Below are 26,908 nucleotides of genomic sequence, written 5' to 3'. Positions count from 1 at the left end.
GGATGCATGCCTTATAAAAAGTAGCGATCGCGGAAGGTCAACAGCGCCTTTTCAAAACAGCTAAACGGCGGGTGAACGATGCCCGCCCCAATCATGCCGATACCGGCGTCCTTGTGGGCAATCGCGGTATTGATCACCGGCAGAATGCCGCTGCCTGCCACTCTGGTGATGTCGATGGCAGTAGGAATGCCCATAAACGACAGCAGCGGAATGGTGACATTCGGGTTTTCACCAAGGGTGATTTCGCGCATCTGGCGAGAGAAGTCGATGGCTTCCTCCACCGTACCGCCCACCAGCGCCACAATCGCCGGGGCGGTTGCCATCGCAAAGCCGCCAATGCCGTAGGTTTCGGTGATGGCGCTGTCGCCGATATCCAGCCCGGAGTCTTCCGGTTTGTAGCCTGCGAACATCGGGCCAATGACCTGCTGCGCCGGGCCGGTAAACCATTGTCCGGGCAGGCCGGAAATACGCAGGCCGAATTCATAGCCGTTACGCGCCATGGTGGTCACTACAGTGCTGTATTCAATGCCGTGAGCAGCGTCCAGCGCGGCTTTACACATTGCCATCCACGTCGGGCCGGAGAAGTAGTCGCTGCTGGCAACAAACTCAAAGACCTCGCGCTGCTGTTCCACCGGGTAGCCCGCCTGGATCAGCCCCGGTGTCAGCGCCTGGATCAGCAGCGTGGTGCCCGCGTTGTTGCGGTTGTGGCATTCGTCGCCCATGTGCAGTGCCTGTGCCAGCATCAAGCGCAGATCGATTTCACCGATGATGTTCATGGCGTCGCGCAGCATCGGCCCGAGAACGTCACGCATCCAGTTCAGGCGGTCAATCACGCTCTGGTCGTTGGCCCCCATGCGCAGGATTTTCGCCATCTGCTCGCTGAGGTTAGTGAACGCGCGGTTGCCGTAGGTTTTGTTTTCGACGATGTGCATAAACATCGATGCCGAAGTGACGCCAGCCATGGAGCCCACGCAGTCGTGCTCGTGGCATGGCGAGAAGGTGATTTCTCCGGAAGCCGCCACGCGCTCGGCGTCGCGGATATCTTTTGCCAGCCCTTCAAACACCAGCGCGCCGGTTACCGCCCCTTTCATCGCGCCACACATGTTTTCCCACGTCACCGGCGGACCGGCATGCAAAATAGTGGTGCGGGTCATGCCTGGTACGACGTTGATCGCCTGGCCGTAACCCACCAGCACCGGATGGGACTGAATAATGCGCTCGAGGGCGAGGGTGTTGGCCGCGGCAATTTTTTCCGCCAGTGGTTTACTCGCCAGCTGATCCAGCGCTTCCACCACCTGCATATTGCCCTGCCCCGGCGGCGTCCAGTCGAGTTGGGTGACGGGCACGTGCTGTTTTTTGAGGTCGTCACTGAACATCGCAATACCGACGTTAATCACGTTCAGCGGCTGGTTAAATAAAGTCGTCATTATGCTTTCTCCCCTTTGCAGACAAATTCACGCGCCAGTAATCCGGTATTGGTGCTGCTGCTGGCCCAGATCACACCTGCATCGGTCAGAAGCTGGCACTGCTGCGCCAGCGACTGCGGATCCTGGTCAGTGCCCAGCACGTAACCCAGAATTTCCAGCGGTCGGTTGTCGGCTTTCGCCATCGCCTTAGCCTCTTTAATGGCGTCGAGCATCACCCCGACCGGATCGTCGTGTGCGCCAAAGCCCAGCACGAAATCCATGACGATCACCCCCACCTCCGGATCGCGCGCTTCCTGCAACAGACGGCTGATGCGGTTAGTTGGGTCGATCATCGGGTGCGGTTTGCCGTTGGTGAAATCGTCGTCACCAAAGTCGAGGAAGGTGTGGGCTTTACTGACGTTGATGTCGCTCAGGCGCTTTGTTGGATCCGGCTGAATGTTGCTGTAGACGTTGTCGAATTTCTCCAGCGCGGCAAACATGGCTTCATCGCACAGCGTGCCGCCGCAGAACAGGCCGCGAATGTACTTCTGCTGTGGAGTCAGGCGGTCACGCACCTCTTCGATCAGCGGCCAGTTGAGAGGGTGCAGATCAAGCGACTCTTTTTTGATGCCGGTGAGCAGGACAGCTTTCAGGGCCGCTTCTTTAGTGCCACGGGCAAACTGCAGCCCGTCTTCATCGGCAGGTGGGTCATTGCGACCCAGGAAACAGACAACCACAGGCTTACGGCAGGCGCGCGCGCGGGCCAACACCTTTTCAGCGACCGCTGGCGCAGGCGGTTTGGAGATGAGTGCAATCACCTGCGTGGCGTCGTCCGCTTCCAGCATCTCAATGGCATCGAGCATCATCATGCCACCGATTTTCTCGCTGAGATCGCGCCCGCCGGTGCCAATCAGTTGTGACACACCGCCGCCGAATTCGTGAATGCGCACGCTCAGCTCCTGGCTGCCGGTACCGGATGCACCGACAATACCAATCGGCCCGCGGCGCACCGCGTTGGCGAAGCACAACCCCGCACCGTTGATAATGGCGGTGCCGCAGTCCGGTCCCATCATCAGTAGCCCTTTCTGGTGCGCCAGTTGCTTCAGCGCCAGCTCGTCGTCGAGTGATACGTTATCGGAAAACAACATCACGTTGAGATCGTTCTCCAGCGCCTGGCGCGCTTCGCGGGCGGCAAACGTACCATTGACTGAAATCACCGCCAGATTGCTATCCGGACGGTGCGTGCTGGCGCTGGCAATCGTCGCATAGCGCGCTTCATGGGATCCCGCGCTCTCTTTACGCGTGAACAGAGCTTCAATGGCCGCCAGCGTTTCATCATTTGCCGCATCGCCTTTAATAACGATCATCAGGTCGCCGTTTTTGGCATCGGCTAATTCCGGCGTTAATAATCCGAGATTTTTTAAGACACCTTTATTCATCTCCGTCGCCATGGCCACAAAGGCCTGCTCAACACCCGGCAATTTATTGGCTTTGGTGGAAACGGACATTAATGAAACCGAATCGAAGTAGGTATTCTTTTTTATGACGATTTTTGTTGGCATTATTTTCTCCTGAAAGAGGATAAAAGGGGGCCGCCGTCGTGCGAAATGCACGCCGGTAAAATGCTTAATGTCAGGGTTGCCAGCCGGTAAGGCTGGCCGGATAGGTTACGCGCCCGCCGCCATCAGCAGGTCAGCGATCGCGTTGAAGCCTTTTTCCCGCGCCAGTTCGAGCGGCGTTTTTCCGTATTTATCGGTCATATGCGGGTTCGCGCCGTGATTCAGCAGCAGCTTCACAATTTCCTGCTGCTTCGCGCCGCCGTCGTTTAACACGATGGCTTCCAGCAGCGGTGTCCAGCCAACAAAGTTGGTGTGGTTAACGTTAATATCGGTTTTCTCCAGCAATTCGCGCACAATTTCCACGTGCCCTTTTTCGCTGGCGGGTGTAATGCCCACACCACCGAAACGCGTCAGACGGTCGAGATCCGGATTTGCCGGAAGCACGATGCGCAGCAGGGTTAAATCGTTTGTCAGGCAGCTAATCAGGAAGGGGTTAAAACAGGTCTGGTCTTGTTTATCAATATCCGCGCCGGCGGTAATTAATAACTCAACACACGCATAGTGTTTATTCAGGCTGGCAATAATAATGGCGGTTCTTTTCTGGCGGTTGGTGGCGTTAATATCCACCCCATTTGCGAGACAATTTTTTAACCCTTCAATATCGCCCTGCTCTGCCGCCAGCAAAAATTCAGTAACCAGTTCATTTGCAGACATATTCAGACTCCCGATGATGTATTGCTGATGAACTGAGAATAGCAACAGGCTTTTCAGAAAAGAATCCGCTTAAAAATGATTCATCGACAGTCAATTCATTATTGAGTTAAATTCAACAATTCAACCAAAACGTGCGGCCGTGCACTCTTTTCCTTATGTTTTCGCGCTTTTTAACGCGTAAGGCTGCATTCTGCTTATGCCTGACAAAGCCTTGCTCTGCGCGACTTACAGCAAAAAGTCAGAACTGTGATCGGCTTCAAATGCGTTGTAACAACGCTGTTAAAATATGTTCAAAACTGATGACTCACAGGAGCAGTGATATGAATTCTATCTTTACCGAAGAGAACCTGCTGGCCTTTACCACCGCCGCACGCTTCGGCAGTTTCAGCAAGGCCGCTACCGAGCTGGGCGTCACCACCTCGGCCATCAGTTACACCATCAAGCGGATGGAGACCGGCTTAGACGTTGTGCTGTTTGTGCGCAACACGCGCAGCATTGAGCTGACCGAGTCCGGTTTTTACTTTTATCGCAAAGCCACTGATCTGCTGAATGATTTTTATGCCATCAAACGCGGGATAGACACCATTTCTCAGGGCATTGAAGCGCGAGTACGCATCTGTATCAATCAGCTTTTATACACCCCACGCCATACCGCGCGGCTGCTGCAGGTGCTGAAAAAGCAGTTTCCCACCTGCCAGATAACCGTGACGACCGAGGTGTATAACGGCGTCTGGGACTCCATCATCAACAACCAGGCCAATATTGCCATTGGTGCGCCGGACACACTGCTCGACGGCGGTGGTATTGATTACACCGAGATTGGCGCTATCCGCTGGGTATTCGCCATCGCGCCGGAACATCCGCTGGCCTTCGTCCCGGAACCAATAGCAGAGAGCCAGCTACGCCTGTACCCCAACATCATGGTGGAAGATACCGCCCATACCATTAACAAGAAGGTCGGCTGGCTATTACACGGCCAGGAAGCGATTCTGGTGCCGGATTTCAACACCAAATGTCAGTGTCAGATCCTGGGGGAAGGGATCGGGTTCTTACCCGAATATATGGCCCGCGAGGCGGTGGAAGAAGGGTTGTTGGTCACCCGACGCATTAATAATCCACGTCAGGACTCACGCATGCTGCTCGCCACGCAGCATGCGGCGACCGGCCAGGTCACGCGCTGGATCAAACAACAATTTGGCCCTGCGGGGGTGCTGACCCACATCTATAGCGATCTCTTGTGGCGCGAAGCGATAAATTAGTTTAGCATTTACTTAATTAAGTAAACGCTAAAATATCATGACTGAACTCGAACAACTTCAGGCCAGCGCTGAGCAGGCCGCAGGACTCTTAAAAGCGATGAGCAACCCGCGTCGGCTGCTGATCCTCTGCACGCTGTGTGGTGCACCCGGCACCAGTGCGGGGGAACTGGCTCGTGCAACGGGACTTAGCCCCTCCGCCACGTCGCAGCATCTGGCGCGTATGCGTGAAGAAGGTCTTATCGACAGCAGCCGCGAAGCGCAGCGCATTCTCTATTTCATTAAAAACAATGCTGTGCATCAGCTTATCAGCACCCTGAAAACCCTTTATTGCCCGTAAGGAGTCGCTATGTCACTTCCTCTTCTTTCACCGCAGCAGGCCAATTCGCGCATTGCTGAAGGTGCAAAACTGATTGATATTCGTGATGCCGATGAGTATGCCCGTGAGCATATTCCGGCTGCGCAGTGCGTACCGCTGGATACCTTACCCGGCGGACTGACTACACAGGCGGGTGAAACCGTGATTTTTCACTGTCAGTCCGGTGCCCGGACGTCCGGGAATGCTGACCGCCTTGCACAGGCTGCTGCCCCCGCTCAGGCATTTGTCGTCGAGGGTGGCATTCAGGGCTGGAAGCAGGCCGGACTGCTGACTGTCGAGGACAAATCGCAGCCGCTCCCGCTGATGCGCCAGGTGCAAATTGCCGCCGGGCTGTTGATTCTCTGTGGCGTGGTGCTGGGCTATAGCGTTTCGAGCAGCTTTTTCCTGCTCAGCGGTTTTGTGGGAGCCGGGCTGCTGTTCGCAGGACTGACCGGTTTTTGCGGTATGGCACGACTGCTGAAGGTGATGCCATGGAACCGACGTACCTCATAAGCAGTAATCCGTGAATTACACTGTACCCGGCTGCGCGCGTGGGCTAAGGTGAAGTTCGCTAAAACGATGAGGAGGTAATATGTTTTCTGTCGGTGATTATGTGCAACCGCGTAATGGCGGCCCGAAACTGAAAGTCATTGAAGTTGAGGGTGAAAGCATTGTGGCTGTACAGGCCAGCAATGAACAAGGCGAGAAATATACCCTGAAAGCCAGCGATCTGACTCTGTATACCGAAGACGGTGATTTCGGCGTCTGCTAAACAGACAACCGGACGGAGTGATCCGTCCGGCTCATGGATTAGATCAGAAAATCATCCAGTGATTTACCGTTTGCCAGTGCACTGGCAATTGGCTTCGGTGTACGGCCCTGGCCAGTCCACGTTTTTTCTTCACCGTTCTGGTCAATAAAGCGATATTTTGCTTCACGCGCTTTACGTTTTTTCGCCGTCTTTCCTGCCTGCGCCAGATCTGAACCCAGCAGGTCAGTCGGTGAAATACCATCGGCTTTCATCAGTTCCAGCAGAGCGTTAATTTTTTCCTGCTGCTCAGTACGCTGCAACTCTAATTCCGCCAGCTCATTACGTTTCTCTTCAGCAACGACCCTGACCTTTTCCAGCATTTCCTCAAGAACGTCCAGGGATAATTCACGCGCCATGGCGCGCAGAGTTCGGATATTATTAAGATTCTGTAACGTCAAAGACATATTATTTGAAAACCTTTTCTTTGGGGTAAATAGAGAAATCACAGTCAGAATAATTCATTTCTGTCTAAATATCTACCCACAGGACTTTCCTGACAATAATGTAAATATTTTTAGATAACGTCATTAATAATATCCGATGCCGCGTACGGGATACGCCCGCCTGCATTCACATAATCAATACAAATGGTCAACCTTAAAACAAATCACAGCATATAACTCGACATAAGAAGTAACTGACTCCCCCATCTGAGATGTCAAAATCAACTATTTGATTTTTATATAAAAACAACCCACAGAGACAGAAAATACCGAACCGAACAAAAAACAATCAATTTTAGAGAATTTTGTGGACAAAACGAGATTAAATAAAAATTAATCACTAGTTGTTAGTTCAAACACAGAGATATACGCTATACACGTCAAACAAACCAACCTAAAGCACTAATCGCTGCGGGAAAATCGTTTTTATTGTGTTCTTCTCAAGGAGTTCAGACATGTTCTCACCGCAATCACGCCTTCGCCATGCGGTAGCGGATACTTTCGCGATGGTTGTCTACTGTTCTGTCGTGAACATGCTGATTGAAATATTCCTCTCCGGAATGACCTTCGAGCAGTCACTTTCATCTCGTCTGGTGGCAATTCCGGTTAACATTATTATTGCCTGGCCTTATGGATTATACCGCGATGCAGTCATGCGCCTTGCACGCCGTATCAGCCCCGCTGGCTGGGTCAAAAACCTGGCTGACATTCTGGCGTATGTGACGTTCCAGTCCCCGGTTTACGTGGCTATTCTGCTGACAGTCGGCGCAGACTGGCACCAGATCGTCGCGGCGGTCAGTTCGAATATTGTGATTTCAATGCTGATGGGTGCGGTGTACGGCTATTTTCTCGACTACTGTCGCCGCCTGTTCAAGGTCAGCCAGTACAGTCAGGCTAAAGCGTAATGTGAGGCGACTGGCGCACGCCAGTCGCTGATTTACTGTACGTCGCCAAACAGTCCCTTCAAAAACCGCTCCAGTGCCATACGCGAACTGAAGCCATGCGGAATACCATAATGTTCATGCGTCTCGCCGCCTAAATAGAGCGGAAATTGCTGATAATGATCGCAGGTTTTAATATCCGAGGCTGGCTCAGCAAATGACAAACTTCTGTCTTTCAGTGTCGGGTGAATAATGAGCGCGGTACGTCCCATTCTGGCTTCACGATTAACGTAAACATAATTCTCGCCACGGCGATATCCATACGCTTTTGATGTCACCTCATCCATGGTGAATCCCTCTTTTTCAAGAACGCGCGCCACCTCATCAGGTCGTAAATACATATCTTTTCCTCGTTATCTTTTCCTGCCCGGCAACCTTACAGTATTCAGCATTAGCAGGGCTTTCAGAATATTCCATAAACTGCCTGATAACGCGTGATGCACTTCAGATATTACATTTCTGAACTAAACTAAACGGGAACACAAAATTACGGAGGATCGTATGTTTAACAGACCGAACCGAAACGATATTAACGACGACGCTCAGGATATTCGTAATGATGTCAGCCAATTAGCTGACTCACTGGAAGAGGTACTGAAATCCTGGGGAACTGACGCGAAGGACGAAGCGGATGCCGCAAAACGTAAGGCTCAGTCTCTGCTCCGTGAAACCCGCGCGCGGATGAACGGCCGTTCACGTACGACTCAGGCGGCCTGTGATGCAGTCAGCTGTGCAAGCACCTTTGTTCGTGAAAGACCGCTCTGTACGCTGGGTACCGTAGCCGCCGTCGGTATCTTTGTGGGTGCCTTGCTTAACCTGCGTAAGTAACCCCGCCTGAAAAACCCGCACAGCCTGCCCTGCCCCGTTGTGCTCATCATCGGGGCAAAACCAATCTAAATTTCCCATATCTTGTATGGTTGAAACTTAAGATAACTACATCTAGTATTCCTTTTAGCAAGACACACAGTCCTGACGCGTACATTCGCGCCGTGCTCTCATTTTAAATGGAAATACGAATCATGAGCATTATTATTTACACTCGTAACGATTGCGTTCAGTGCCATGCGACTAAACGTGCGATGGAAAGCCGCGGGGTGGCATTTGAGGTGGTGAATATCGACCAGCAGCCAGAAGCAGCCGATATCCTGCGCGCGCAGGGTTTTCGCCAGCTCCCGGTGGTGGTTGCCGGGGAAACCAGTTGGTCAGGTTTCCGTCCGGATATGATCAACCGCCTCGCCGCTCAGGCCGTCAGGGCATGAGTGGGCTGGTCTTCTTCTCCAGCAGCTCGGAAAACACGCTCCGCTTTATCGAGCGCCTCGGGCTGCCTGCGACCCGCATTCCGCTGAACGAGCGGGAGCGGATCCAGGTAGAGGAACCTTACATACTGGTGGTGCCCAGCTATGGCGGCGGCGGTACGGCGGGGGCAGTTCCCCGCCAGGTGATCCGCTTTCTTAACGATCCCCATAACCGACAGCATATTCGCGGCGTGATCGCGGCGGGTAATCGCAATTTCGGCGACGCCTTTGGTCGCGCCGGGGATGTTATCTCTCAAAAATGCGGCGTGCCGTATCTCTATCGTTTCGAACTGATGGGGACACAGCAGGACGTAGAGAACGTGCGTAAAGGAGTGAAGGAATTTTGGCAACGACAACCGCAGAACGGGTAATTCAGGCGACACCGGATTACCACGCATTAAACGCGATGCTTAACCTCTATGACCGCGAGGGGCGCATCCAGTTTGGCAAAGACCATGAGGCAGTGGACGCCTTTTTCACCGCCCACGTCCGCCCCAATAGCATAACGTTTGAAAGCCAGAATGCGCGGCTCGACTTTCTGGTCAATGAAGGCTATTACGAAGAACGCGTCCTCACCCGCTACGATCGCGCCTTTGTGGTGAGGTTGTTTGAACGCGCGCACGCCAGCGGTTTTCGTTTTCAGACCTTCCTCGGGGCGTGGAAGTATTACACCAGCTACACGCTGAAAACGTTCGACGGTAAACGCTATCTCGAAAGTTTTGAAGACCGCGTGGTGATGGTAGCGCTGACGCTGGCCCAGGGCGATGAAGCACTGGCTGAACGGCTGATGGCGGAGATCCTCTCCGGCCGCTTCCAGCCCGCCACGCCGACCTTCCTTAACTGTGGTAAAGCCCAGCGCGGCGAGCTGGTTTCCTGCTTCCTGCTGCGTATTGAAGACAATATGGAGTCGATTGGTCGCGCGGTGAATTCGGCGCTGCAACTTTCCAAACGTGGCGGCGGCGTGGCGTTTTTACTCTCTAACCTGCGTGAAGCCGGTGCGCCAATTAAGCGCATTGAAAACCAGTCCTCCGGCGTGATCCCGGTGATGAAAATGCTGGAAGATGCCTTCTCCTATGCCAACCAGCTTGGCGCACGCCAGGGGGCAGGCGCGGTGTATCTGCACGCGCACCATCCGGATATTCTGCGTTTTCTCGACACCAAACGCGAAAACGCCGATGAAAAAATCCGCATCAAAACGCTGTCGCTCGGCGTGGTGATCCCGGATATCACCTTCGCCCTCGCCAAAGCGAATGCCAACATGGCGCTGTTCTCACCTTACGATATCGAACGTATCTACGGGAAAGCGTTCGGTGATGTCGCTATCAGTGCGCTGTATGACGACCTGGTGGCCGATGAGCGCATTCGTAAAACCTACATCAACGCCCGCGATTTCTTCCAGACGCTGGCGGAGATCCAGTTTGAGTCCGGCTATCCGTACATCATGTATGAAGACACGGTGAACCGCGCCAACCCGATTGCCGGTCGCATTAACATGAGCAACCTGTGCTCGGAGATTTTGCAGGTCAACAGCGCGTCGGCCTACGATGAAAACCTGGACTACGTGGATATCGGCAAAGATATCTCCTGCAATCTCGGGTCGCTGAATATTGCCCACACCATGGATTCCCCGGATTTTGGCCGCACGGTTGAAACCGCCATTCGCGGGCTGACGGCGGTGTCGGACATGAGCCACATCCGCAGCGTGCCTTCTGTTGAAGCGGGAAATACCGCGTCGCATGCCATCGGTCTTGGGCAGATGAACCTGCACGGTTATCTGGCACGGGAAGGCATCGCCTATGGCAGCCCGGAAGGGCTGGATTTCACCAACCTCTATTTTTACACCGTCACCTGGCATGCGCTGCATACCTCAATGATGCTGGCGCGCGAGCGCAACCAGCGCTTCGCTGGTTTTGAGCAGTCGCGCTACGCCAGTGGCGAGTATTTCAGCCAGTATCTGGAAGGCGACTGGCAGCCAAAAACCGGGAAAGTACGCCAGCTGTTTGACCGTTCCGGGATCACCCTGCCCACGCGCGCGATGTGGCAACACCTGCGTGATGACGTAATGCGGTACGGCATCTACAACCAGAACATGCAGGCGGTGCCACCGACCGGCTCGATCTCTTATATCAACCATGCCACGTCGAGTATTCACCCGATTGTGTCGAAAATAGAGATCCGCAAAGAAGGCAAAACCGGGCGCGTTTATTACCCTGCCCCGTTTATGACCAACGACAATCTGGCGCTATACCAGGACGCCTATGAAATCGGGCCGGAAAAGATTATCGACACCTACGCCGAGGCAACAAAACACGTGGACCAGGGGTTGTCACTGACGCTCTTCTTCCCGGATACCGCCACCACCCGCGATATCAACAAGGCACAGATCTATGCCTGGAAGAAAGGCATCAAGACGCTGTACTACATTCGCCTGCGTCAGCTTGCGCTGGAAGGCACCGAAATCGAAGGCTGCGTATCCTGCGCGCTGTAAGGAGAAAGGATGAAACTATCACGCGTGAGTGCCGTTAACTGGAATAAAATTCAGGACGATAAAGATCTGGAGGTGTGGAACCGGCTCACCAGCAACTTCTGGCTGCCGGAAAAAGTGCCGCTCTCCAACGATATCCCGGCCTGGCAAACACTGAACCACGCCGAACAGCAGCTGACAATCCGCGTCTTTACCGGGCTCACGCTGCTGGACACTATCCAGAACACCGTGGGCGCGCCTGCGCTGATGCCCGACGCGCTGACGCCACATGAAGAGGCGGTGATGTCGAACATCAGCTTTATGGAGGCGGTGCATGCTCGCTCCTACAGCTCGATTTTCTCCACGCTGTGCCAGACCAAAGATGTGGATGCGGCATACACCTGGAGCGAAGAGAGCGAGTCATTACAACGCAAGGCGAATCTGGTGCTGGCGTATTATCAGGCTGATGAGCCGCTGAAGAAGAAGATCGCCAGTGTGTTTCTGGAATCTTTTCTTTTCTATTCCGGCTTCTGGCTGCCGATGTACTGGTCCAGCCGGGGCAAGCTGACCAATACCGCTGATTTGATTCGCCTGATCATCCGCGATGAAGCGGTGCATGGGTATTACATTGGCTACAAGTATCAGAAAGGACTGGAGAAAGTCAGCGAGCAAAAGCGCGAGGAACTCAAAGGCTTCGCGCTCGATTTACTGATGGATTTGTACGATAACGAGCTGAGCTATACCGAGGAACTGTATGCCGGAACCGGCTGGGAGGAAGACGTGAAAGCGTTCCTCTGCTACAACGCCAACAAAGCGCTGATGAATCTTGGTTACGACGCGTTATTCCCACCAGAGATGGCGGAAGTGAACCCGGCGATCCTGGCCGCGCTGTCACCCAATGCTGACGAAAACCACGATTTCTTTTCCGGATCGGGCTCCTCGTATGTAATGGGTAAAGCAGTAGAGACCGAAGATGAGGACTGGGATTTTTAATCACCACTAACGTTCGTTAATTTAATATAAACAGACATTTTTCTCCCCAGTATTTGCATAGCAACTACACTGTAAAGTCCATGTCATATTCGCCTGAACAGGTCCAGTTCAGGCGAAATTCCCCGATGCTGCAACAAAAAGTTAAGAAAAACTCAAATCACGCTCAGCCCTTTGCTCATGGGAAATTCAGCCATTTCACTTACGGCAAAATTCATGCCATAAGCAAACCCAGGGTTGTCTCAGATTCTCAGTATGTTAGGGTTATGCCAGTTAACTATTTACCATGGTAATCATATCGACATAAACAAATAACAGGACACTCTCTATTGCATGGCAATTAAATTAGAAGTGAAAAATCTTTATAAAGTATTTGGCGAGCATCCACAGCGTGCTTTCAAATATATCGAAAAAGGACTTTCGAAAGAGCAAATTCTGGAAAAAACAGGGCTATCGCTTGGCGTTAAAGACGCCAGTCTGGCCATTGAAGAAGGCGAGATTTTCGTCATCATGGGGTTATCCGGCTCGGGTAAATCCACTATGGTTCGCCTTCTCAATCGCCTGATTGAACCCACCCGCGGACAGGTGCTGATTGACGGCGTAGATATCGCCAGAATATCAGACGCTGAGCTTCGCGAGGTGCGCAGAAAGAAGATTGCGATGGTATTCCAGTCCTTCGCGCTGATGCCACATATGACGGTACTGGATAATACCGCCTTTGGCATGGAACTGGCGGGTGTGACCGCCCATGAACGCCAGGAAAAAGCCCTTGATGCACTGCGTCAGGTAGGGCTGGAAAATTATGCTCATGCGTACCCGGATGAACTCTCCGGCGGTATGCGTCAGCGCGTGGGATTAGCCCGCGCATTAGCCATTAATCCAGACATATTATTAATGGATGAAGCCTTCTCAGCGCTTGATCCGTTAATTCGCACCGAGATGCAGGATGAGCTGGTAAAATTACAGGCCAAACATCAACGTACAATTGTCTTTATTTCCCACGATCTCGATGAAGCAATGCGTATTGGCGATCGTATTGCCATTATGCAAAATGGCGAAGTCGTACAGGTCGGCACACCGGATGAAATTCTTAATAATCCGGCGAATGATTATGTGCGAACCTTCTTCCGCGGTGTGGATATTAGCCAGGTCTTTAGCGCCAAAGATATTGCCCGTCGTACACCGAACGGCATTATTCGTAAAACGCCTGGATTCGGCCCACGCTCCGCACTGAAGCTGTTGCAGGATGAAGACCGGGAATACGGTTATCTGGTTGAACGCGGCAATAAATTTATCGGCGTTGTGTCCATCGACTCCCTGAAAACCGCCCTGAGCGAAAACCAGGGAATTGATGCGGCGTTAATCGACACTCCGCTTGCCGTCGATGCCGAAACACCACTCAGCGAGTTGCTCTCTCACGTCGGCCAGGCACCGTGTGCCGTGCCGGTTATTGGTGAAGAACAACAGTACGTCGGCATCATCTCAAAACGCATGTTGCTGCAGGCTTTAGATCGCGAGGGGGCAAACAATGGCTGATCAATCAAACCCGTGGGGCACCACTGAAGCAGCAGACAGCGCTGCACAATCTGCCGATGCGTGGGGTTCCACGCCAGCACCTGTTGATGGTGGCGGCGCGGCAGACTGGCTCAATAGCGCGCCGGCACCGGCGCCAGAACACTTCAACATCATGGACCCGTTCCACAAGACGCTGATCCCGCTGGATAGCTGGGTGACGGAAGGGATCGACTGGGTGGTCACCCATTTCCGTCCGCTCTTCCAGGGGATCCGCGTCCCGGTAGATTACATTCTCAACGGCTTCCAGCAGTTGATGCTGGGTATGCCCGCGCCAGTGGCGATTGTGCTGTTTTCCCTGATAGCCTGGCAGTTTGGTAGTGCTGGTATGGGGATCGCCACGCTGATCTCGTTGATTGCGATTGGCGCCATCGGTGCGTGGTCGCAGGCGATGATCACCCTGGCACTGGTGCTGACCGCCCTGCTCTTCTGCATTGTCATCGGTTTGCCGATGGGGATCTGGCTGGCGCGCAGTCCACGGGAGGCAAAGATCATTCGTCCACTGCTGGATGCGATGCAGACGACACCTGCGTTCGTCTACCTGGTGCCTATCGTGATGCTGTTCGGCATCGGTAACGTACCGGGCGTGGTGGTGACGATTATCTTCGCCCTGCCGCCGATTATTCGTCTGACCATTCTGGGGATTAATCAGGTTCCTGCCGACCTTATCGAAGCGTCACGCTCTTTCGGCGCCAGCCCGCGTCAGATGCTGTTTAAAGTACAGCTCCCGCTGGCGATGCCGACCATCATGGCGGGCGTAAACCAGACGCTGATGCTGGCCCTGTCGATGGTAGTGATCGCCTCAATGATCGCCGTTGGCGGTCTGGGGCAGATGGTCCTGCGCGGTATTGGCCGTCTCGATATGGGGCTGGCGACTGTCGGCGGTGTCGGGATTGTGATCCTCGCCATTATTCTTGACCGCCTGACGCAGGCTGTCGGTCGTGATTCACGCAGTCGCGGCAACCGTCGCTGGTATACCACCGGCCCTGTCGGGTTACTCACCCGCCCATTCATAAAATAAGGAACAACGATGCGACATAGCGTACTTTTTGCCACAGCGTTTGCCACCCTTGTCTCCACCGGCACCTATGCGGCCGACCTGCCGGGCAAAGGCATTACCGTGCAACCGGTTCAGAGCACCATTTCGGAAGAGTCCTTCCAGACCCAGATTGTCAGCCGTGCGCTGGAGAAACTGGGCTATACGGTGAATACCGCCAGCGAAGTGGATTACAACGTTGGCTACACCTCGATCGCCTCCGGCGATGCCACCTTTACCGCCGTCAACTGGCAGCCACTGCATGATGATATGTATGCCGCCGCCGGAGGTGACAAGAAATTTTACCGCGAGGGCACCTTGGTGACCGGTGCGGCACAGGGTTATCTGATCGACAAGAAAACCGCCGATAAGTATCACATCACCAACATTGAACAGCTGAAAGATCCGAAGATCGCCAAACTGTTCGACACCAACGGTGACGGCAAAGCCGACATGATGGGCTGCTCACCGGGCTGGGGTTGTGAAGCGGTCATTAACCACCAGAACAAAGCCTATGATCTGGCAAAAACGGTCGATGTGAGCCACGGTAACTACTCGGCGATGATGGCCGACACTATTGCCCGTTTCAAAGAGGGCAAGCCGGTTATCTACTACACCTGGACCCCGTACTGGGTCAGTGACGTGCTGAAACCGGGTAAAGACGTGGTGTGGCTGCAGGTACCGTTCTCCTCCCTGCCGGGTGAGCAGAAAGATATCGACACTAAACTGCCGAATGGTATGAACTACGGCTTCCCGGTGAACACCATGCATATCGTTGCCAACAAAGCCTGGGCGGAGAAAAACCCGGCGGCAGCGAAGCTGTTCGCAGTGATGAAACTGCCGCTGGCTGACATCAACGCCCAGAATGCCATGATGCATGCAGGTAAATCGTCAGAGGCTGATATCAAAGGTCATGTGGACGGCTGGATCAAAGCCCACCAGCAGCAGTTCGACGGCTGGGTGAAAGAGGCGCTCGAGGCGCAGAAGTAATATTCCGAATTCCCTCTCCACCCGGAGAGGGAACCTAAACCGCACAATACAACACCCAACACTCCCCCAACTTTCACAATCATTGGGTATGATGGTTTCCGGAAAAATAATCACTCAACTAATGATTCCTGAAACCAATGACCAAAACAACTCAAGGGCTTAGCCCCGCACTCATCCTTTTAATGTCCGTGGCAACGGGTCTGGCTGTCGCCAGCAACTATTACGCACAACCTCTGCTGGATACCATCGCCCGTGCGTTCAATCTCTCTGCCAGCTCTGCAGGCTTTATCGTCACCGCTGCACAACTCGGCTATGCCGCCGGGCTGCTATTCCTGGTACCGCTGGGGGATATGTTTGAGCGCCGGATGTTGATTGTCTCCATGACCCTGCTGGCCGCCGGTGGGATGCTAATCACCGCCAGTAGCCAGTCATTAACAATGATGATTATCGGCACCGCGCTCACGGGGCTGTTTTCTGTCGTGGCACAAATTCTGGTCCCGCTCGCTGCTACTCTTGCCTCCCCCGAAAAGCGTGGCAAAGTGGTGGGCACCATCATGAGTGGCTTGCTGCTGGGGATTTTACTGGCACGTACCGTTGCAGGGTTGCTGGCAAGCCTTGGTGGCTGGCGCACTGTTTACTGGGTGGCGAGCGTATTGATGGTCGTGATGGCGCTGGCGCTGTGGCGCGGCCTGCCGAAGGTGAAGCAGGAGAACCACCTGAATTATCCGCAGCTTCTGGCCTCTGTTTTCAGTCTGTTTACGCAGGATAAACTCCTGCGCACTCGCGCCCTACTGGGATGTTTCACCTTCGCCAATTTCAGTATTTTGTGGACGTCGATGGCCTTTCTGCTGGCCGCGCCACCGTTTAACTATTCTGAAGCGACGATTGGTCTGTTCGGTCTGGCTGGCGCCGCTGGCGCTCTGGGTGCGCGTCCCGCTGGCGGGCTCGCCGACAAGGGCAAATCCCATCTGACCACCTCCGCAGGGCTGATTTTACTTCTGCTCTCCTGGGCGGCGATTTGGTATGGACACGTCTCGGTACTGGCGCTGATCGTCGGTATTCTGGTGCTCGACCTCACCGTGCAGGGCGTTCACATCACCAATCAGACTGTGATTTATCGCGTGAAACCAGAGGCACGTAACCGCCTCACAGCCGGATACATGACCAGCTACTTTATTGGTGGCGCAGCAGGTTCATTAATTTCAGCCTCGGCATGGCAGCATGCAGGTTGGTCAGGCGTATGCGGAATTGGGGCCATCGTCGCCACGCTCAACCTGCTTGTATGGTGGCGCGGCTACCATCGTCAGGATGCGATTAACTAAGTTTTACATTGCGTTGGGCCTCTTAGGGTGTAAAGAGGCCCTTCAGTCTGTTAATGTAAACGTAATCATTTATCCCAGAAATTTTAATGTGGGTGACATATTTACAATCGGCATGAATAGTTCAGACCCCCGTCCTCACATCCTCTCTTCAGCGGGTTCACACCCTACGCTTTCTGTGCTCACCGGGTCACGGACTTACCCGGCGCTTTCTGATGGTGACATAAATTTGGCGGATATAACCGCACAAATAATTCATTTACATTATTTGTCACCATCGTTACTATATCGGCTGTAATTAATGAGGTTATGCCCAAATGGATAGTTCGTTTACGCCCATTGAACAAATGCTTAAATTCCGCGCCAGTCGCCATGAGGACTTCCCGTATCAGGAAATCCTGCTGACTCGCCTGTGCATGCACATGCAGGGTAAGCTACTGGAAAACCGTAATAAAATGCTGAAAGCTCAAGGGATTAACGAGACGTTGTTTATGGCGTTGATTACTCTGGAGTCTCAGGAAAACCACAGTATTCAGCCTTCCGAGCTGAGCTGCGCACTGGGTTCCTCCCGTACCAATGCGACCCGTATTGCTGATGAGCTGGAAAAACGCGGCTGGATTGAGCGCCGTGAAAGCGACAACGATCGCCGCTGCCTGCATCTGCAACTGACCGATAAAGGTCACCAGTTCCTGCAAGAGGTGCTGCCACCTCAGCACAATTGCCTGCATAAACTCTGGTCTGCCCTCAGCACCACCGAGCGTGACCAGCTTGAGCACATCACTCGCAAGCTGCTTACCCGTCTGGACCAGATGGATGAAGACGGCGCTATTCTTGAGGCGCTGCGCTAACGCGACGACACGCTCGAACATCCAGATTTAAAAATGAAAACTGACAGGCCAGCACGTCACACTGCTGGCCTTTCTGACAACAGGTCGGCTCAGCCGATGTGAAAATAAGAAGATCGTGGAGAACAACAATGAGCGCAAATGCGGAGAGCACTACCCCGCAGCAACCGGCCAATAAGAAAGGCAAACGTAAGAGCGCCCTTCTTCTGTTGACCTTGCTCTTTATCATTATTGCCGTGGCATATGGGATCTATTGGTTTTTAGTATTGCGTCATGCTGAAGAGACAGACGACGCCTACGTGGCAGGGAACCAGGTACAGATTATGGCGCAGGTGTCGGGCAGCGTGACGAAAGTCTGGGCTGATAACACCGACTTTGTGCAAAAAGGCGATGTGTTGGTCACGCTGGATCCAACCGACGCTCAGCAGGCGTTTGAAAAGGCACAGACGGCACTGGCCTCCAGTGTCCGTCAGACTCGCCAGTTGATGATCAACAGCAAACAGCTTCAGGCCAACATTGACGTGCAGAAAACGGCACTGGCCCAGGCGCAGAGCGACCTGAACCGCCGTGTTCCGCTCGGTACTGCCAACCTGATTGGCCGTGAAGAGCTGCAACACGCACGCGATGCCGTTGCCAGTGCTCAGGCACAGCTGGATGTGGCTATTCAACAGTACAACGCCAACCAGGCGATGGTGCTGGGGACCCGCCTGGAAAACCAGCCTGCCGTGCAACAGGCAGCGACCGAAGTGCGTAACACCTGGCTTGCCCTGCAGCGTACTAAAATCGTCAGCCCGATGACCGGCTATGTCTCCCGCCGTTCCGTACAGCCTGGGGCGCAGATTAGCCCAACCACGCCGCTGATGGCCGTTGTTCCGGCAGACAATCTGTGGGTCGATGCCAACTTTAAAGAGACGCAGCTTGCCCATATGCGTATCGGCCAGGCAGCGACAGTTATCAGCGATATTTACGGCGATGACGTCAAGTACACCGGGAAAGTGGTGGGTCTGGATATGGGGACCGGCAGTGCCTTCTCCCTGCTGCCAGCACAGAATGCCACCGGTAACTGGATCAAAGTGGTTCAGCGCTTGCCTGTACGTATTGAGCTGGATCCAAAACAGCTCGCAGATCACCCGCTGCGTATCGGCCTCTCGACGCTGGTGACGGTGGATACCGCCAACCGTGAAGGTCAAATCCTGGCAAGCCAGGTGCGTAGCAGCCCGGCTTATGAAAGTAACGCCCGTGAAATTAGCCTCGATCCGGTCAACAAGCTGATCGATGACATCGTGAAGGCAAACGCTGGTTAATCCGAAGGTGAGCGTTATGCAACAGCAAAAGCCGCAAAAACCGCTGGAAGGTGCGCAACTGATCATTATGACCATTGCGCTGTCGCTGGCGACATTCATGCAGGTGCTGGACTCCACCATCGCAAACGTGGCGATCCCGACTATCGCCGGTAACCTTGGCTCGTCACTGAGCCAGGGGACCTGGGTGATTACCTCGTTTGGGGTGGCAAACGCCATCTCAATCCCCATTACCGGCTGGCTGGCGAAGCGCGTCGGTGAAGTTAAGCTATTCCTGTGGTCGACAATCGCCTTTGTTCTCGCCTCCTGGGCGTGTGGTATGTCCACCAGCCTGACGATGCTGATTTTCTTCCGCGTCATTCAGGGGATTGTGGCCGGGCCGTTAATTCCCTTGTCACAGAGTTTACTGCTGAACAACTACCCACCCGCCAAACGCTCCATCGCGCTGGCGCTGTGGTCAATGACCGTGATCGTCGCGCCGATTTGCGGGCCGATCTTAGGCGGCTATATCAGCGACAACTATCACTGGGGCTGGATCTTCTTTATCAACGTACCGATTGGCGCCGTGGTGGTCATGATGACGTTGCAGTCGCTACGTGGCAGGGAAACGCGAACCGAACAGCGGCGTATTGACAGCGTCGGCCTGGCGTTATTGATCCTCGGCATCGGTAGCCTGCAGGTCATGCTCGACCAGGGCAAAGAGCTGGACTGGTTCAACTCCCGGGAGATCATCATCCTGACGATTGTCGCGGTGGTGTCGCTGAGCTTCCTGATTGTCTGGGAGTTAACCGACGATAACCCGATAGTCGACTTGTCGCTGTTTAAGTCGCGAAACTTCACCATAGGCTGTCTGTGTATTAGCCTCGCCTACATGCTCTACTTCGGCGCTATTGTTCTGCTGCCGCAGCTATTGCAGGAGGTATATGGCTACACAGCAACCTGGGCGGGTCTTGCCTCTGCGCCAGTTGGATTGATTCCGGTCCTGTTGTCGCCAATCATTGGCCGTTTCGCCCACAAGCTCGACATGCGCAGGCTGGTAACCTTCAGCTTCATCATGTACGCCGTGTGCTTCTACTGGCGCGCGTATACGTTCGAACCGGGAATGGACTTTGGCGCCTCTGCGTGGCCGCAGTTTATCCAGGGCTTTGCCGTGGCCTGTTTCTTTATGCCTCTGACCACCATCACGCTTTCCGGTTTACCGCCTGAGCGCATGGCGGCAGCATCGAGCTTGTCGAACTTTACACGTACGCTGGCAGGCTCCATCGGGACGTCGATCACCACGACGCTGTGGACTAACCGTGAGTCGATGCACCACGCTCAGCTCACTGAAGCGGTGAACCCGTTCAACCCTAATTCTCAGCAGATGTATGCCCAGCTTCAGGGAATGGGAATGACGGAACAGCAGGCATCCGGCTGGATCGCCCAGCAGATCACCAGCCAGGGGCTGATTATCTCCGCAAACGAGATTTTCTGGGTGTCGGCCGGGATCTTCCTCGTCCTGCTGGGTCTGGTGTGGTTTGCCCGTCCACCGTTTGGTGCCGGTGGTGGAGGCGGTGGCGCGCACTAAAGCGCGTTGTCCAAAACGCGACAGTCATTGTCAGTTTCGATAAAGCAGCGCTCCTGAAATCCATTCACGATAGTGAAAAGACAACAGGAGCGCATCATGCTGAATACACCCGCCGACAAATACCAGCCTTACCCAACCCTTTCACTGCCCGATCGTCGCTGGCCGGAGCAACGTATTACTCGTGCGCCACGCTGGCTTTCCACCGATTTACGTGACGGTAACCAGGCCCTGGCCGAGCCCATGGACAGCCCCCGCAAGCTGCAATTCTGGGAATTGCTGCTGAACTGCGGGTTTAAAGAAATTGAAGTCGCCTTCCCTTCCGCCTCGCAGACGGATTTCAACTTTGTTCGCCAGTTGATTGAAGAGAACCGCATCCCGGATGACGTCACCATTCAGGTGTTAACCCAGGCACGGGAAGACCTGATCATCCGCACCTTTGAATCGTTACGCGGCGCGAAACGGGCCACCGTCCATCTGTATAACGCGACCGCCCCGCTGTTCCGCCGCCTGGTGTTTGGTATGGAGAAAGCGCAAATCGTTGAGCTGGCAACACGCTCCACGCGGCTTATCCGCAAGCTCTGCGAAGAGACCCCGGAAACCCGCTGGCAGTACGAATACTCCCCGGAAACCTTCTGCTTTACCGAGCCGGAGTTTGCGCTGGAGATTTGTGAAGCCGTGGCAGAGATCTGGCAGCCCTGCAATGAGCGACCAATGGTGATCAACTTACCCGCGACTGTCGAAGTCAGCACGCCGAACGTCTATGCCGATCAGATTGAGTATTTCTGTCGCCACTTCAGCCGCCGCAGCGACGTCTGCATCAGCGTCCATCCGCATAACGACCGCGGTACGGGTGTCGCCAGCGCCGAGCTGGCCGTGATGGCCGGTGCCGACCGGGTAGAAGGGTGTCTGTTTGGCAATGGGGAACGTACGGGGAACGTCTGTCTGGTGACGCTGGCGATGAATCTCTACAGTCAGGGCGTTAGCCCGAATCTCGACTTTAGCGAGATGAATCGGGTGGTGGAAGTGGTCGAAACCTGCAACCAACTTCCGGTGCACCCGCGCCATCCATGGGCAGGACGGCTGGCCTACACCGCCTTCTCCGGCTCACATCAGGACGCGATCAAAAAAGGCTTTGATGCCCGCAAGCCTGGCGAACGCTGGGAGATGCCTTACCTGCCAGTGGACCCGCAGGATATCGGCTGCACCTACGAAGCGGTGATCCGTGTGAACAGCCAGTCCGGGAAAAGCGGCAGCGCGTGGCTTATTGAACAGAACCATGGTCTGAAATTACCCCGCGCGCTGCAGCAGGATTTCAGCCAGCACGTACAGCAGGAAACGGATCGCCACGGAAAAGAGATGACGCAAAATGCACTGTGGCAACTGTTCCGTACCCGTTACGGCCTGGTGGCAACGCCACAATTTGCTCTGCAATCGTACCGCAGCGACAGCCAGCAGGACGGGCAGTTGCGCTTAACGGCAAGCATCGCCACGCAAGGGGGAACACGCCAGCTGGAGGGCCAGGGTAACGGTCTGCTCTCCGCCGCCGCTCAGGGCTTAAGCCGCTGGGTCAACGCCCCGTTTGTAATTAAGGATTATCACGAGCATACGTTAGGCGAACGCAGCGACAGCCGCTCGGTGGCCTATATCCGCTGCCTGTTCCAGGACGGCACCAGCCGCTGGGGCGTGGGCATTGACAGCGACGTGGCGCGTGCGTCGCTTCAGGCACTCTTTAACGCCGTCAGTCGTTTTTAAAGTAATCGCTGGGAGAGACGCCCATCACCCGACGAAACATCGCCGTAAAGGCACTGTGACTGCCGTAACCCAGCTCCAGTGCCACGCGTAGCACCGGCTGGCCCTGTGCCAGCCGCACTAACGCCTCCAGCAAACGAGCCCTTCTCAGCCACTCAACGTAGCGTAATCCTGTCTGCTGCTGAAAATGCCGGTTCATCGTGCGCTCGCTCATTCCAAGCGAACTCGCGGCCTGAAGGCTGTTCCAGCGATCCCCTGGCGTCTGACGGATCTGCTGGCACAGGTGGCGTAACGGGGCGCTCTCCGGCTCAGGCAGATGAAATGGCAGCACAGGCATGATGCGAATTTCATCCAGAATGAGTTCATACACGCGCTCATCACGACTCCCTGGTGAGTAAGATTCAGGCAGTGAGAGAGAGGCGAGGATCAGTTCGCGCAACAGTGGGGAGATCTGCACGATCTGGCACGCTGCAGGGAGATCGGCACGCGCCAGCGGCTCGATAAACAGCGTGCGCGCTGCAACGTTACCGGTGATACGAAGCGAATGACGCGTCCCCGCTGGCAGCCAGACGCCGCGGCCAGGAGGAACCACCCAACAGCCGGATGCGGTATCAACCCGCACCACCCCGCTCAGAGTATGCAGCAGTTGCGCGCAGTCATGCTCATGCCAGGGTTCGCTGTCGCCATGAACATAATCATGGGCAAAAGGAACGAGTGGACGATGAGTAAAGGTGAATGTTGAGGTTGTGGTCATGGGGTTAAACAACCCTCACTCTCCCCTCTCCCAACGGGAGAGGGAAAAAGTGCACTAGATGTGCAGTTCCTGCAGTTTTTCTTTCGGCAGAGCCAGCTCTTCATTGCTGTTCACACGAACATCACGCTCGATGATGTGACGCGCAATTTCCTGTGCTTCCTCCAGAGAGTGCATCTGGTAAGTACCACACTGGTAAATGTTCAGCTCAGGGATTTGGTTCTGCTCTTTTACCTTCAGCACATCTTCCATGGCTGCTTTCCAGGCATCTGCGACGCGTTTCTCTTCAGGCTGACCAATCAGACTCATGTAGAAGCCAGTACGGCAGCCCATCGGAGAGATATCAATGATCTCAACGCCGTTACCGTTCAGGTGGTCACGCATAAAACCAGCGAACAGATGCTCCAGAGTGTGAATACCTTTCTCTGGCATCACTTCTTTGTTTGGCACGCAGAAACGCAGATCGAATACGGTGATCGTGTCGCCGTGCGGAGTGTGCATGGTCTTCGCCACACGTACAGCAGGTGCTTCCATACGGGTATGGTCGACAGTAAAGCTATCTAATAACGGCATACGTCACCTCCGATAGTGATTTTTTTTAAAATAAACTGAACTCTTCTACAGAATGCGCGTCTGAGTATATGAAAGACGCGCATTTGTTATCATCATCCCTGAATTCAGAGATGTATATTTTGGCCACAGCGATGTGGCCTTTTTCTTTTCTGCTTAAGCCTGCTTCGCCAGAAACGCCTCAAACGACTCGGTATCCGCCGCTTCAACCTCTTTCTGACGCACAACAGACGCATCACGCTCCGCAGCAAAATCTGCTTCACTCAGCACTTCTAACGGCTCCTGCATCAACATCTCACGGTATTCTGCTCCGAGTGAACGCCCCGTGCCACCAATACCTTGATCAATCATTGAGCGCAGAATGCGTGCTGAGAACGTCAGTTCCGGATTATCAAAACATTCCACCAGTTGGTCGCAGATCTGTTGATATGCGTCGCCACCGTCGATGCTGTCCATTGTCCGGGCAACACGTTTAAGGTCACGGAACAGATCTTTACCGACTTTCGTCAGCGGGAACTGTGCTGTTTCGCAGCCAATGCCCAGCGTCAGACCCGGTTTACGGCCTTCCAGAATTACGCGGTTCCAGTTTGTACGGGTACAAAGCAGCTCGTCTGAACTCATTTCTGGCGCATCAGCCAGAACGCACCAGACCATAAACAGATCCAGGAAGCGAATCTGCTGCTCATCAACACCAATCGGTGAGAACGGGTTGATATCCAGCGAGCGCACTTCAATGTATTCGATCCCGCCGCGCTGCAGAGCATCCGACGGAGTTTCACCGCTACGCGTCACGCGCTTAGGACGAATTGGCGCGTACAGTTCATTCTCAATCTGCAGCACATTGCTGTTGATTTGCAGACGCTTGCCGTCTTTCTCGAGGCCGATTTTCTCGTACTCTTCCGACGGGGTTTTGATCGCCCGCTTCAATCCTGCCACATATTCGTGCAATTCGTTAAACGTAATACCGAGATTGCTTTGCGATTTATTGGTATAACCAAGATCGCTCAGGCGCAGGGAAGTCGCGTACGGCAGATAGTACATCCCGCACTCGGTTTTCTCGAACGGCAGCGTAGTCGGTTTTCCCTGCAGGAACGATGAGCAAATGGCAGGCGACGCACCAAACAGGTACGGAATCACCCAGCCGAAGCGATAATAGTTGCGGATCAGGCGGAAGTAGCCCGCAGAGATCGCGTCCTTATCCGTTTCATCACATTTCGCCTGCCAGAACGCCATAGGCAAAGAGAAGTTGTAATGCACACCAGAGATGGTCTGCATTAACGCGCCATAGCGGTTTTTCAGCCCCTCACGATAGAGCGTTTTGAGCCGGCCAATATTTGAGGTGCCATATTGAGCCAGCTCGATCTCCTGACCTTGCTCGATATAACACGGCATGCTGAGGGGCCACATACGCTCATCGCCCAGGTTGCGCGCGGTATAGCGATGAATGTCGCGCAAGATCGCCAGCATATGATCAATATCACCCTCCACCGGAGTGATGAACTCCAGCAGCGCTTCAGCGAAATCGGTTGTGATCCATTTATGTGTCAGCGCCGAGCCTAACGCCTTCGGGTGACCCGTCGTCGCTAAACTGCCGTCCGCGTTAACGCGCAGCGTTTCACGCTCAAGACCACGCTGAATACCCTTCAATGCCTGAGGGTGGTTTTCCAGCCAGGCCAGCGCCTGAGATACGTCCGGGATCAAATTGACCTCCCGCCTGTCAAAGTAATGTTACTCAGCATAATTGTAATGGTTGACGATTGAAGGTCGCGTATTCATTCCACCAATTAGTGCCACCACGTCATACCCTGCAGAGTTGCCCATGCCACGAGGACATATCGCAACGCCTTGCCAAGGCACAAAAAAAAGAGCACTGGTCCCCAGGAGATGCGCATCCATCCCGCCAGCAGACACAGTAAATCACCTATTACAGGCATCCAGCTTAATAACAGCGTGGCAGCGCCATAGCGTTTTAGCCAGCCGACTGCCTTTTCCTGCCAGCGCGATTTTTCGCGCAGCGGAAAGGAACGCCCAAGAATAACGTTAGTCAGCCCTCCAAGGCTATTACCCATTGTTGCTATTAACACGAGCAACCAGGGCTGACTCACGCCGGACAACAGCATCGCCACCAGCACCACTTCCGAATTTCCCGGTAAGAGCGTAGCACTTAAAAAACTGCTGGCGAATAATGAAGCAAGTGACAGTACGTCACTCACAGTAAGCGCACATCCACCGCGGCCATTCCAGCATCACGAGCGGCCTGAATACCGAAATCAGCATCTTCAAACACGACGCATTTTGCCGCCGGGACGCCCATTAATTCTGCGCAGAGCAGGAAGGTGTCCGGTGCGGGCTTGTGATTTTTAACATGATCGGCAGCAACAACGGCAGAAAAATAGTGGCGCAGGCCAAGATGATTGAGCAACGCCTCTGCAATCGCGCTTTCGCTGCCCGTCCCCACCGACATCGGGCGACGTCCGTGCCACGCTTTCACGACATCAATCAGCGGCAGCGGGCGTACAGTATCTAAAAGCATGGCTTTTACTGCATCGGTTTTTTCACGGGCGAGCAGGTGCGGGTCGAGATCAGCCTGATTCATTTCAATCACGGCCTGTGCAATACGCCAGGTTGGGGATCCGTTAAGGGCAATCATCGCCTGAAGGTCGAAACGCATACCGTAGCGGCCCAGAACGTCAGTCCAGGCTTGACGATGCGTAGGTTCGGTATCAAGGATGGTGCCATCCATATCGAAGATCAGACCGTCATACTGTGCGTACATCGTGCTCTCGCTAAACGATTAACAAAGCATTACTTTATCGTAAAAGGCGATTTTTGTCGCTGACTGAGAGTGTGATTGCTGACGGAACGTCGAAGGAATAAACAAAGAAGGAGAAGATGGTGCATCCGGGAGGATTCGAACCTCCGACCGCTCGGTTCGTAGCCGAGTACTCTATCCAGCTGAGCTACGGATGCA

Annotated in this window: 28 protein-coding genes and 1 tRNA gene; 18 read left to right on the top strand and 11 right to left on the bottom strand. The window is 54.2% G+C overall.

Features of this window, described 5'->3' with window-relative positions; translation table 11 throughout:
• Window positions 1–11 precede the first annotated feature (11 nt).
• The 3 genes from V6E55_RS11600 to V6E55_RS11590 all read right to left on the bottom strand — a co-directional run bounded on the left by V6E55_RS11600 (window position 12) and on the right by V6E55_RS11590 (window position 3,679).
• On the bottom strand, window positions 12–1,427 hold the full coding sequence (locus V6E55_RS11600; RefSeq protein WP_316942856.1) for a DUF1116 domain-containing protein: 1,416 nt from the start codon (window positions 1,425–1,427) through the stop codon (window positions 12–14).
• Window positions 1,427–2,968 (bottom strand): acyl-CoA synthetase FdrA, encoded by a 1,542-nt coding sequence (gene fdrA / locus V6E55_RS11595; protein ID WP_316942855.1) that lies wholly within the window; start codon window positions 2,966–2,968, stop codon window positions 1,427–1,429. Before fdrA ends, V6E55_RS11600 begins: the two co-directional genes overlap by 1 nt.
• A 105-nt stretch (window positions 2,969–3,073) precedes the next feature.
• Window positions 3,074–3,679 (bottom strand): ankyrin repeat domain-containing protein, encoded by a 606-nt coding sequence (locus V6E55_RS11590; RefSeq protein WP_316942854.1) that lies wholly within the window; start codon window positions 3,677–3,679, stop codon window positions 3,074–3,076.
• Between the two features lie 320 nt (window positions 3,680–3,999).
• On the opposite strand from V6E55_RS11590, the gene V6E55_RS11585 reads away from it, so the two are divergent.
• From V6E55_RS11585 to V6E55_RS11570, 4 genes are all read left to right on the top strand, one after another.
• Window positions 4,000–4,938, top strand: coding sequence for a LysR substrate-binding domain-containing protein (locus V6E55_RS11585; protein ID WP_114978685.1), 939 nt, complete (start codon window positions 4,000–4,002; stop codon window positions 4,936–4,938).
• A 37-nt stretch (window positions 4,939–4,975) separates the two neighbouring features.
• Entirely contained in the window at window positions 4,976–5,275 is a 300-nt protein-coding gene (locus V6E55_RS11580; protein WP_316942853.1) for an ArsR/SmtB family transcription factor, read from the top strand.
• A gap of 9 nt (window positions 5,276–5,284) precedes the next feature.
• A complete protein-coding gene (locus tag V6E55_RS11575; RefSeq protein WP_316942852.1) occupies window positions 5,285–5,806 on the top strand; it encodes a rhodanese family protein in 522 nt (173 codons plus the stop codon).
• 79 nt (window positions 5,807–5,885) lie between these two features.
• Window positions 5,886–6,065 (top strand): hypothetical protein, encoded by a 180-nt coding sequence (locus tag V6E55_RS11570; RefSeq protein WP_316942851.1) that lies wholly within the window; start codon window positions 5,886–5,888, stop codon window positions 6,063–6,065.
• Between the two features lie 38 nt (window positions 6,066–6,103).
• Here the strand turns inward: V6E55_RS11570 and stpA are convergent, their stop codons facing one another.
• Window positions 6,104–6,508, bottom strand: a complete 405-nt coding sequence (gene stpA / locus V6E55_RS11565; protein ID WP_114978682.1) for a DNA-binding protein StpA — start codon at window positions 6,506–6,508, stop codon at window positions 6,104–6,106.
• 494 nt (window positions 6,509–7,002) lie between these two features.
• Between stpA and alaE the strand changes: the two genes are divergently transcribed.
• Window positions 7,003–7,452: an L-alanine exporter AlaE gene (gene alaE, locus V6E55_RS11560; RefSeq protein ID WP_316942850.1), complete on the top strand. Its 450-nt coding sequence runs from the start codon at window positions 7,003–7,005 to the stop codon at window positions 7,450–7,452.
• A gap of 32 nt (window positions 7,453–7,484) precedes the next feature.
• On the opposite strand, the gene V6E55_RS11555 is transcribed toward alaE, so the two are convergent.
• Window positions 7,485–7,829, bottom strand: coding sequence for a DUF2002 family protein (locus tag V6E55_RS11555; protein ID WP_006811693.1), 345 nt, complete (start codon window positions 7,827–7,829; stop codon window positions 7,485–7,487).
• Between the two features lie 160 nt (window positions 7,830–7,989).
• Between V6E55_RS11555 and V6E55_RS11550 the strand changes: the two genes are divergently transcribed.
• From V6E55_RS11550 to leuA, 13 genes are all read left to right on the top strand, one after another.
• A complete protein-coding gene (locus V6E55_RS11550) occupies window positions 7,990–8,316 on the top strand; it encodes a DUF883 domain-containing protein (RefSeq protein ID WP_129995118.1) in 327 nt (108 codons plus the stop codon).
• A 191-nt stretch (window positions 8,317–8,507) separates the two neighbouring features.
• A complete protein-coding gene (gene nrdH / locus V6E55_RS11545; RefSeq protein WP_316942849.1) occupies window positions 8,508–8,747 on the top strand; it encodes a glutaredoxin-like protein NrdH in 240 nt (79 codons plus the stop codon).
• A complete protein-coding gene (gene nrdI / locus V6E55_RS11540; RefSeq protein WP_114978678.1) occupies window positions 8,744–9,154 on the top strand; it encodes a class Ib ribonucleoside-diphosphate reductase assembly flavoprotein NrdI in 411 nt (136 codons plus the stop codon). Before nrdH ends, nrdI begins: the two co-directional genes overlap by 4 nt.
• Window positions 9,127–11,271 carry a class 1b ribonucleoside-diphosphate reductase subunit alpha gene (gene nrdE / locus V6E55_RS11535; protein ID WP_316942848.1) on the top strand — a complete coding sequence of 715 codons (2,145 nt, stop codon included), beginning with the start codon at window positions 9,127–9,129 and terminating at the stop codon, window positions 11,269–11,271. The genes nrdI and nrdE overlap by 28 nt, the downstream gene beginning before the upstream one ends.
• Before the next feature lie 9 nt (window positions 11,272–11,280).
• Window positions 11,281–12,240, top strand: coding sequence for a class 1b ribonucleoside-diphosphate reductase subunit beta (nrdF, locus tag V6E55_RS11530; protein WP_316942847.1), 960 nt, complete (start codon window positions 11,281–11,283; stop codon window positions 12,238–12,240).
• 330 nt (window positions 12,241–12,570) lie between these two features.
• Entirely contained in the window at window positions 12,571–13,773 is a 1,203-nt protein-coding gene (gene proV, locus V6E55_RS11525) for a glycine betaine/L-proline ABC transporter ATP-binding protein ProV (RefSeq protein ID WP_114978675.1), read from the top strand.
• Entirely contained in the window at window positions 13,766–14,830 is a 1,065-nt protein-coding gene (proW, locus tag V6E55_RS11520) for a glycine betaine/L-proline ABC transporter permease ProW (protein ID WP_316942846.1), read from the top strand. Before proV ends, proW begins: the two co-directional genes overlap by 8 nt.
• A 9-nt stretch (window positions 14,831–14,839) precedes the next feature.
• Window positions 14,840–15,835, top strand: coding sequence for a glycine betaine/L-proline ABC transporter substrate-binding protein ProX (gene proX / locus V6E55_RS11515; protein WP_236920503.1), 996 nt, complete (start codon window positions 14,840–14,842; stop codon window positions 15,833–15,835).
• 137 nt (window positions 15,836–15,972) lie between these two features.
• Window positions 15,973–17,157, top strand: a complete 1,185-nt coding sequence (locus tag V6E55_RS11510; protein WP_316942845.1) for an MFS transporter — start codon at window positions 15,973–15,975, stop codon at window positions 17,155–17,157.
• A 314-nt stretch (window positions 17,158–17,471) separates the two neighbouring features.
• On the top strand, window positions 17,472–18,002 hold the full coding sequence (gene mprA / locus V6E55_RS11505; RefSeq protein WP_028016801.1) for a transcriptional repressor MprA: 531 nt from the start codon (window positions 17,472–17,474) through the stop codon (window positions 18,000–18,002).
• Window positions 18,003–18,130: 128 nt separating this feature from the next.
• A complete protein-coding gene (gene emrA / locus V6E55_RS11500) occupies window positions 18,131–19,303 on the top strand; it encodes a multidrug efflux MFS transporter periplasmic adaptor subunit EmrA (RefSeq protein WP_236920502.1) in 1,173 nt (390 codons plus the stop codon).
• Between the two features lie 16 nt (window positions 19,304–19,319).
• A complete protein-coding gene (emrB, locus tag V6E55_RS11495; protein ID WP_114978670.1) occupies window positions 19,320–20,867 on the top strand; it encodes a multidrug efflux MFS transporter permease subunit EmrB in 1,548 nt (515 codons plus the stop codon).
• Between the two features lie 96 nt (window positions 20,868–20,963).
• A complete protein-coding gene (gene leuA, locus V6E55_RS11490; protein WP_316942843.1) occupies window positions 20,964–22,619 on the top strand; it encodes a 2-isopropylmalate synthase in 1,656 nt (551 codons plus the stop codon).
• Here leuA and V6E55_RS11485 read toward each other — a convergent pair.
• The 6 genes from V6E55_RS11485 to V6E55_RS11460 all read right to left on the bottom strand — a co-directional run bounded on the left by V6E55_RS11485 (window position 22,606) and on the right by V6E55_RS11460 (window position 26,907).
• Window positions 22,606–23,370, bottom strand: coding sequence for an AraC family transcriptional regulator (locus V6E55_RS11485; protein WP_316942842.1), 765 nt, complete (start codon window positions 23,368–23,370; stop codon window positions 22,606–22,608). The two genes, leuA and V6E55_RS11485, sit on opposite strands and share 14 nt — an antisense overlap.
• A gap of 54 nt (window positions 23,371–23,424) precedes the next feature.
• On the bottom strand, window positions 23,425–23,940 hold the full coding sequence (gene luxS, locus V6E55_RS11480) for an S-ribosylhomocysteine lyase (RefSeq protein WP_114978667.1): 516 nt from the start codon (window positions 23,938–23,940) through the stop codon (window positions 23,425–23,427).
• 153 nt (window positions 23,941–24,093) lie between these two features.
• Complete coding sequence (gene gshA, locus V6E55_RS11475) at window positions 24,094–25,638, bottom strand: glutamate--cysteine ligase (protein WP_236920499.1); 1,545 nt, start codon at window positions 25,636–25,638, stop codon at window positions 24,094–24,096.
• 83 nt (window positions 25,639–25,721) lie between these two features.
• Window positions 25,722–26,150 carry a YqaA family protein gene (locus V6E55_RS11470; RefSeq protein ID WP_316942841.1) on the bottom strand — a complete coding sequence of 143 codons (429 nt, stop codon included), beginning with the start codon at window positions 26,148–26,150 and terminating at the stop codon, window positions 25,722–25,724.
• Complete coding sequence (yqaB, locus tag V6E55_RS11465; RefSeq protein WP_028016807.1) at window positions 26,147–26,713, bottom strand: fructose-1-phosphate/6-phosphogluconate phosphatase; 567 nt, start codon at window positions 26,711–26,713, stop codon at window positions 26,147–26,149. Before yqaB ends, V6E55_RS11470 begins: the two co-directional genes overlap by 4 nt.
• A gap of 117 nt (window positions 26,714–26,830) precedes the next feature.
• Window positions 26,831–26,907: transfer RNA gene (locus V6E55_RS11460), tRNA-Arg, on the bottom strand.
• Window position 26,908: the final 1 nt, after the last annotated feature.

Origin of the sequence: Enterobacter sp. 342 (genome assembly GCF_036663495.1) — a bacterium.
Classification (GTDB): domain Bacteria; phylum Pseudomonadota; class Gammaproteobacteria; order Enterobacterales; family Enterobacteriaceae; genus Enterobacter.
The sequence above is the reverse complement of the archived record's forward strand: the minus strand, read 5'-3'. Positions and strand labels throughout refer to the sequence as shown.

Coding starts and splice junctions, on each gene's coding strand:
- yqaB (WP_028016807.1), bottom strand. CDS start 26,713: ATGTACGCACAGTATGACGGTCTGATCTTCGATATGGATGGCACCATC.
- proX (WP_236920503.1), top strand. CDS start 14,840: ATGCGACATAGCGTACTTTTTGCCACAGCGTTTGCCACCCTTGTCTCC.
- nrdI (WP_114978678.1), top strand. CDS start 8,744: ATGAGTGGGCTGGTCTTCTTCTCCAGCAGCTCGGAAAACACGCTCCGC.
- V6E55_RS11485 (WP_316942842.1), bottom strand. CDS start 23,370: ATGACCACAACCTCAACATTCACCTTTACTCATCGTCCACTCGTTCCT.
- V6E55_RS11555 (WP_006811693.1), bottom strand. CDS start 7,829: ATGTATTTACGACCTGATGAGGTGGCGCGCGTTCTTGAAAAAGAGGGA.
- proV (WP_114978675.1), top strand. CDS start 12,571: ATGGCAATTAAATTAGAAGTGAAAAATCTTTATAAAGTATTTGGCGAG.
- nrdF (WP_316942847.1), top strand. CDS start 11,281: ATGAAACTATCACGCGTGAGTGCCGTTAACTGGAATAAAATTCAGGAC.
- V6E55_RS11600 (WP_316942856.1), bottom strand. CDS start 1,427: ATGACGACTTTATTTAACCAGCCGCTGAACGTGATTAACGTCGGTATT.
- V6E55_RS11570 (WP_316942851.1), top strand. CDS start 5,886: ATGTTTTCTGTCGGTGATTATGTGCAACCGCGTAATGGCGGCCCGAAA.
- stpA (WP_114978682.1), bottom strand. CDS start 6,508: ATGTCTTTGACGTTACAGAATCTTAATAATATCCGAACTCTGCGCGCC.
- V6E55_RS11550 (WP_129995118.1), top strand. CDS start 7,990: ATGTTTAACAGACCGAACCGAAACGATATTAACGACGACGCTCAGGAT.
- emrA (WP_236920502.1), top strand. CDS start 18,131: ATGAGCGCAAATGCGGAGAGCACTACCCCGCAGCAACCGGCCAATAAG.
- V6E55_RS11575 (WP_316942852.1), top strand. CDS start 5,285: ATGTCACTTCCTCTTCTTTCACCGCAGCAGGCCAATTCGCGCATTGCT.
- V6E55_RS11580 (WP_316942853.1), top strand. CDS start 4,976: ATGACTGAACTCGAACAACTTCAGGCCAGCGCTGAGCAGGCCGCAGGA.
- luxS (WP_114978667.1), bottom strand. CDS start 23,940: ATGCCGTTATTAGATAGCTTTACTGTCGACCATACCCGTATGGAAGCA.
- V6E55_RS11510 (WP_316942845.1), top strand. CDS start 15,973: ATGACCAAAACAACTCAAGGGCTTAGCCCCGCACTCATCCTTTTAATG.
- proW (WP_316942846.1), top strand. CDS start 13,766: ATGGCTGATCAATCAAACCCGTGGGGCACCACTGAAGCAGCAGACAGC.
- leuA (WP_316942843.1), top strand. CDS start 20,964: ATGCTGAATACACCCGCCGACAAATACCAGCCTTACCCAACCCTTTCA.
- V6E55_RS11585 (WP_114978685.1), top strand. CDS start 4,000: ATGAATTCTATCTTTACCGAAGAGAACCTGCTGGCCTTTACCACCGCC.
- fdrA (WP_316942855.1), bottom strand. CDS start 2,968: ATGCCAACAAAAATCGTCATAAAAAAGAATACCTACTTCGATTCGGTT.
- emrB (WP_114978670.1), top strand. CDS start 19,320: ATGCAACAGCAAAAGCCGCAAAAACCGCTGGAAGGTGCGCAACTGATC.
- V6E55_RS11590 (WP_316942854.1), bottom strand. CDS start 3,679: ATGTCTGCAAATGAACTGGTTACTGAATTTTTGCTGGCGGCAGAGCAG.
- alaE (WP_316942850.1), top strand. CDS start 7,003: ATGTTCTCACCGCAATCACGCCTTCGCCATGCGGTAGCGGATACTTTC.
- mprA (WP_028016801.1), top strand. CDS start 17,472: ATGGATAGTTCGTTTACGCCCATTGAACAAATGCTTAAATTCCGCGCC.
- nrdH (WP_316942849.1), top strand. CDS start 8,508: ATGAGCATTATTATTTACACTCGTAACGATTGCGTTCAGTGCCATGCG.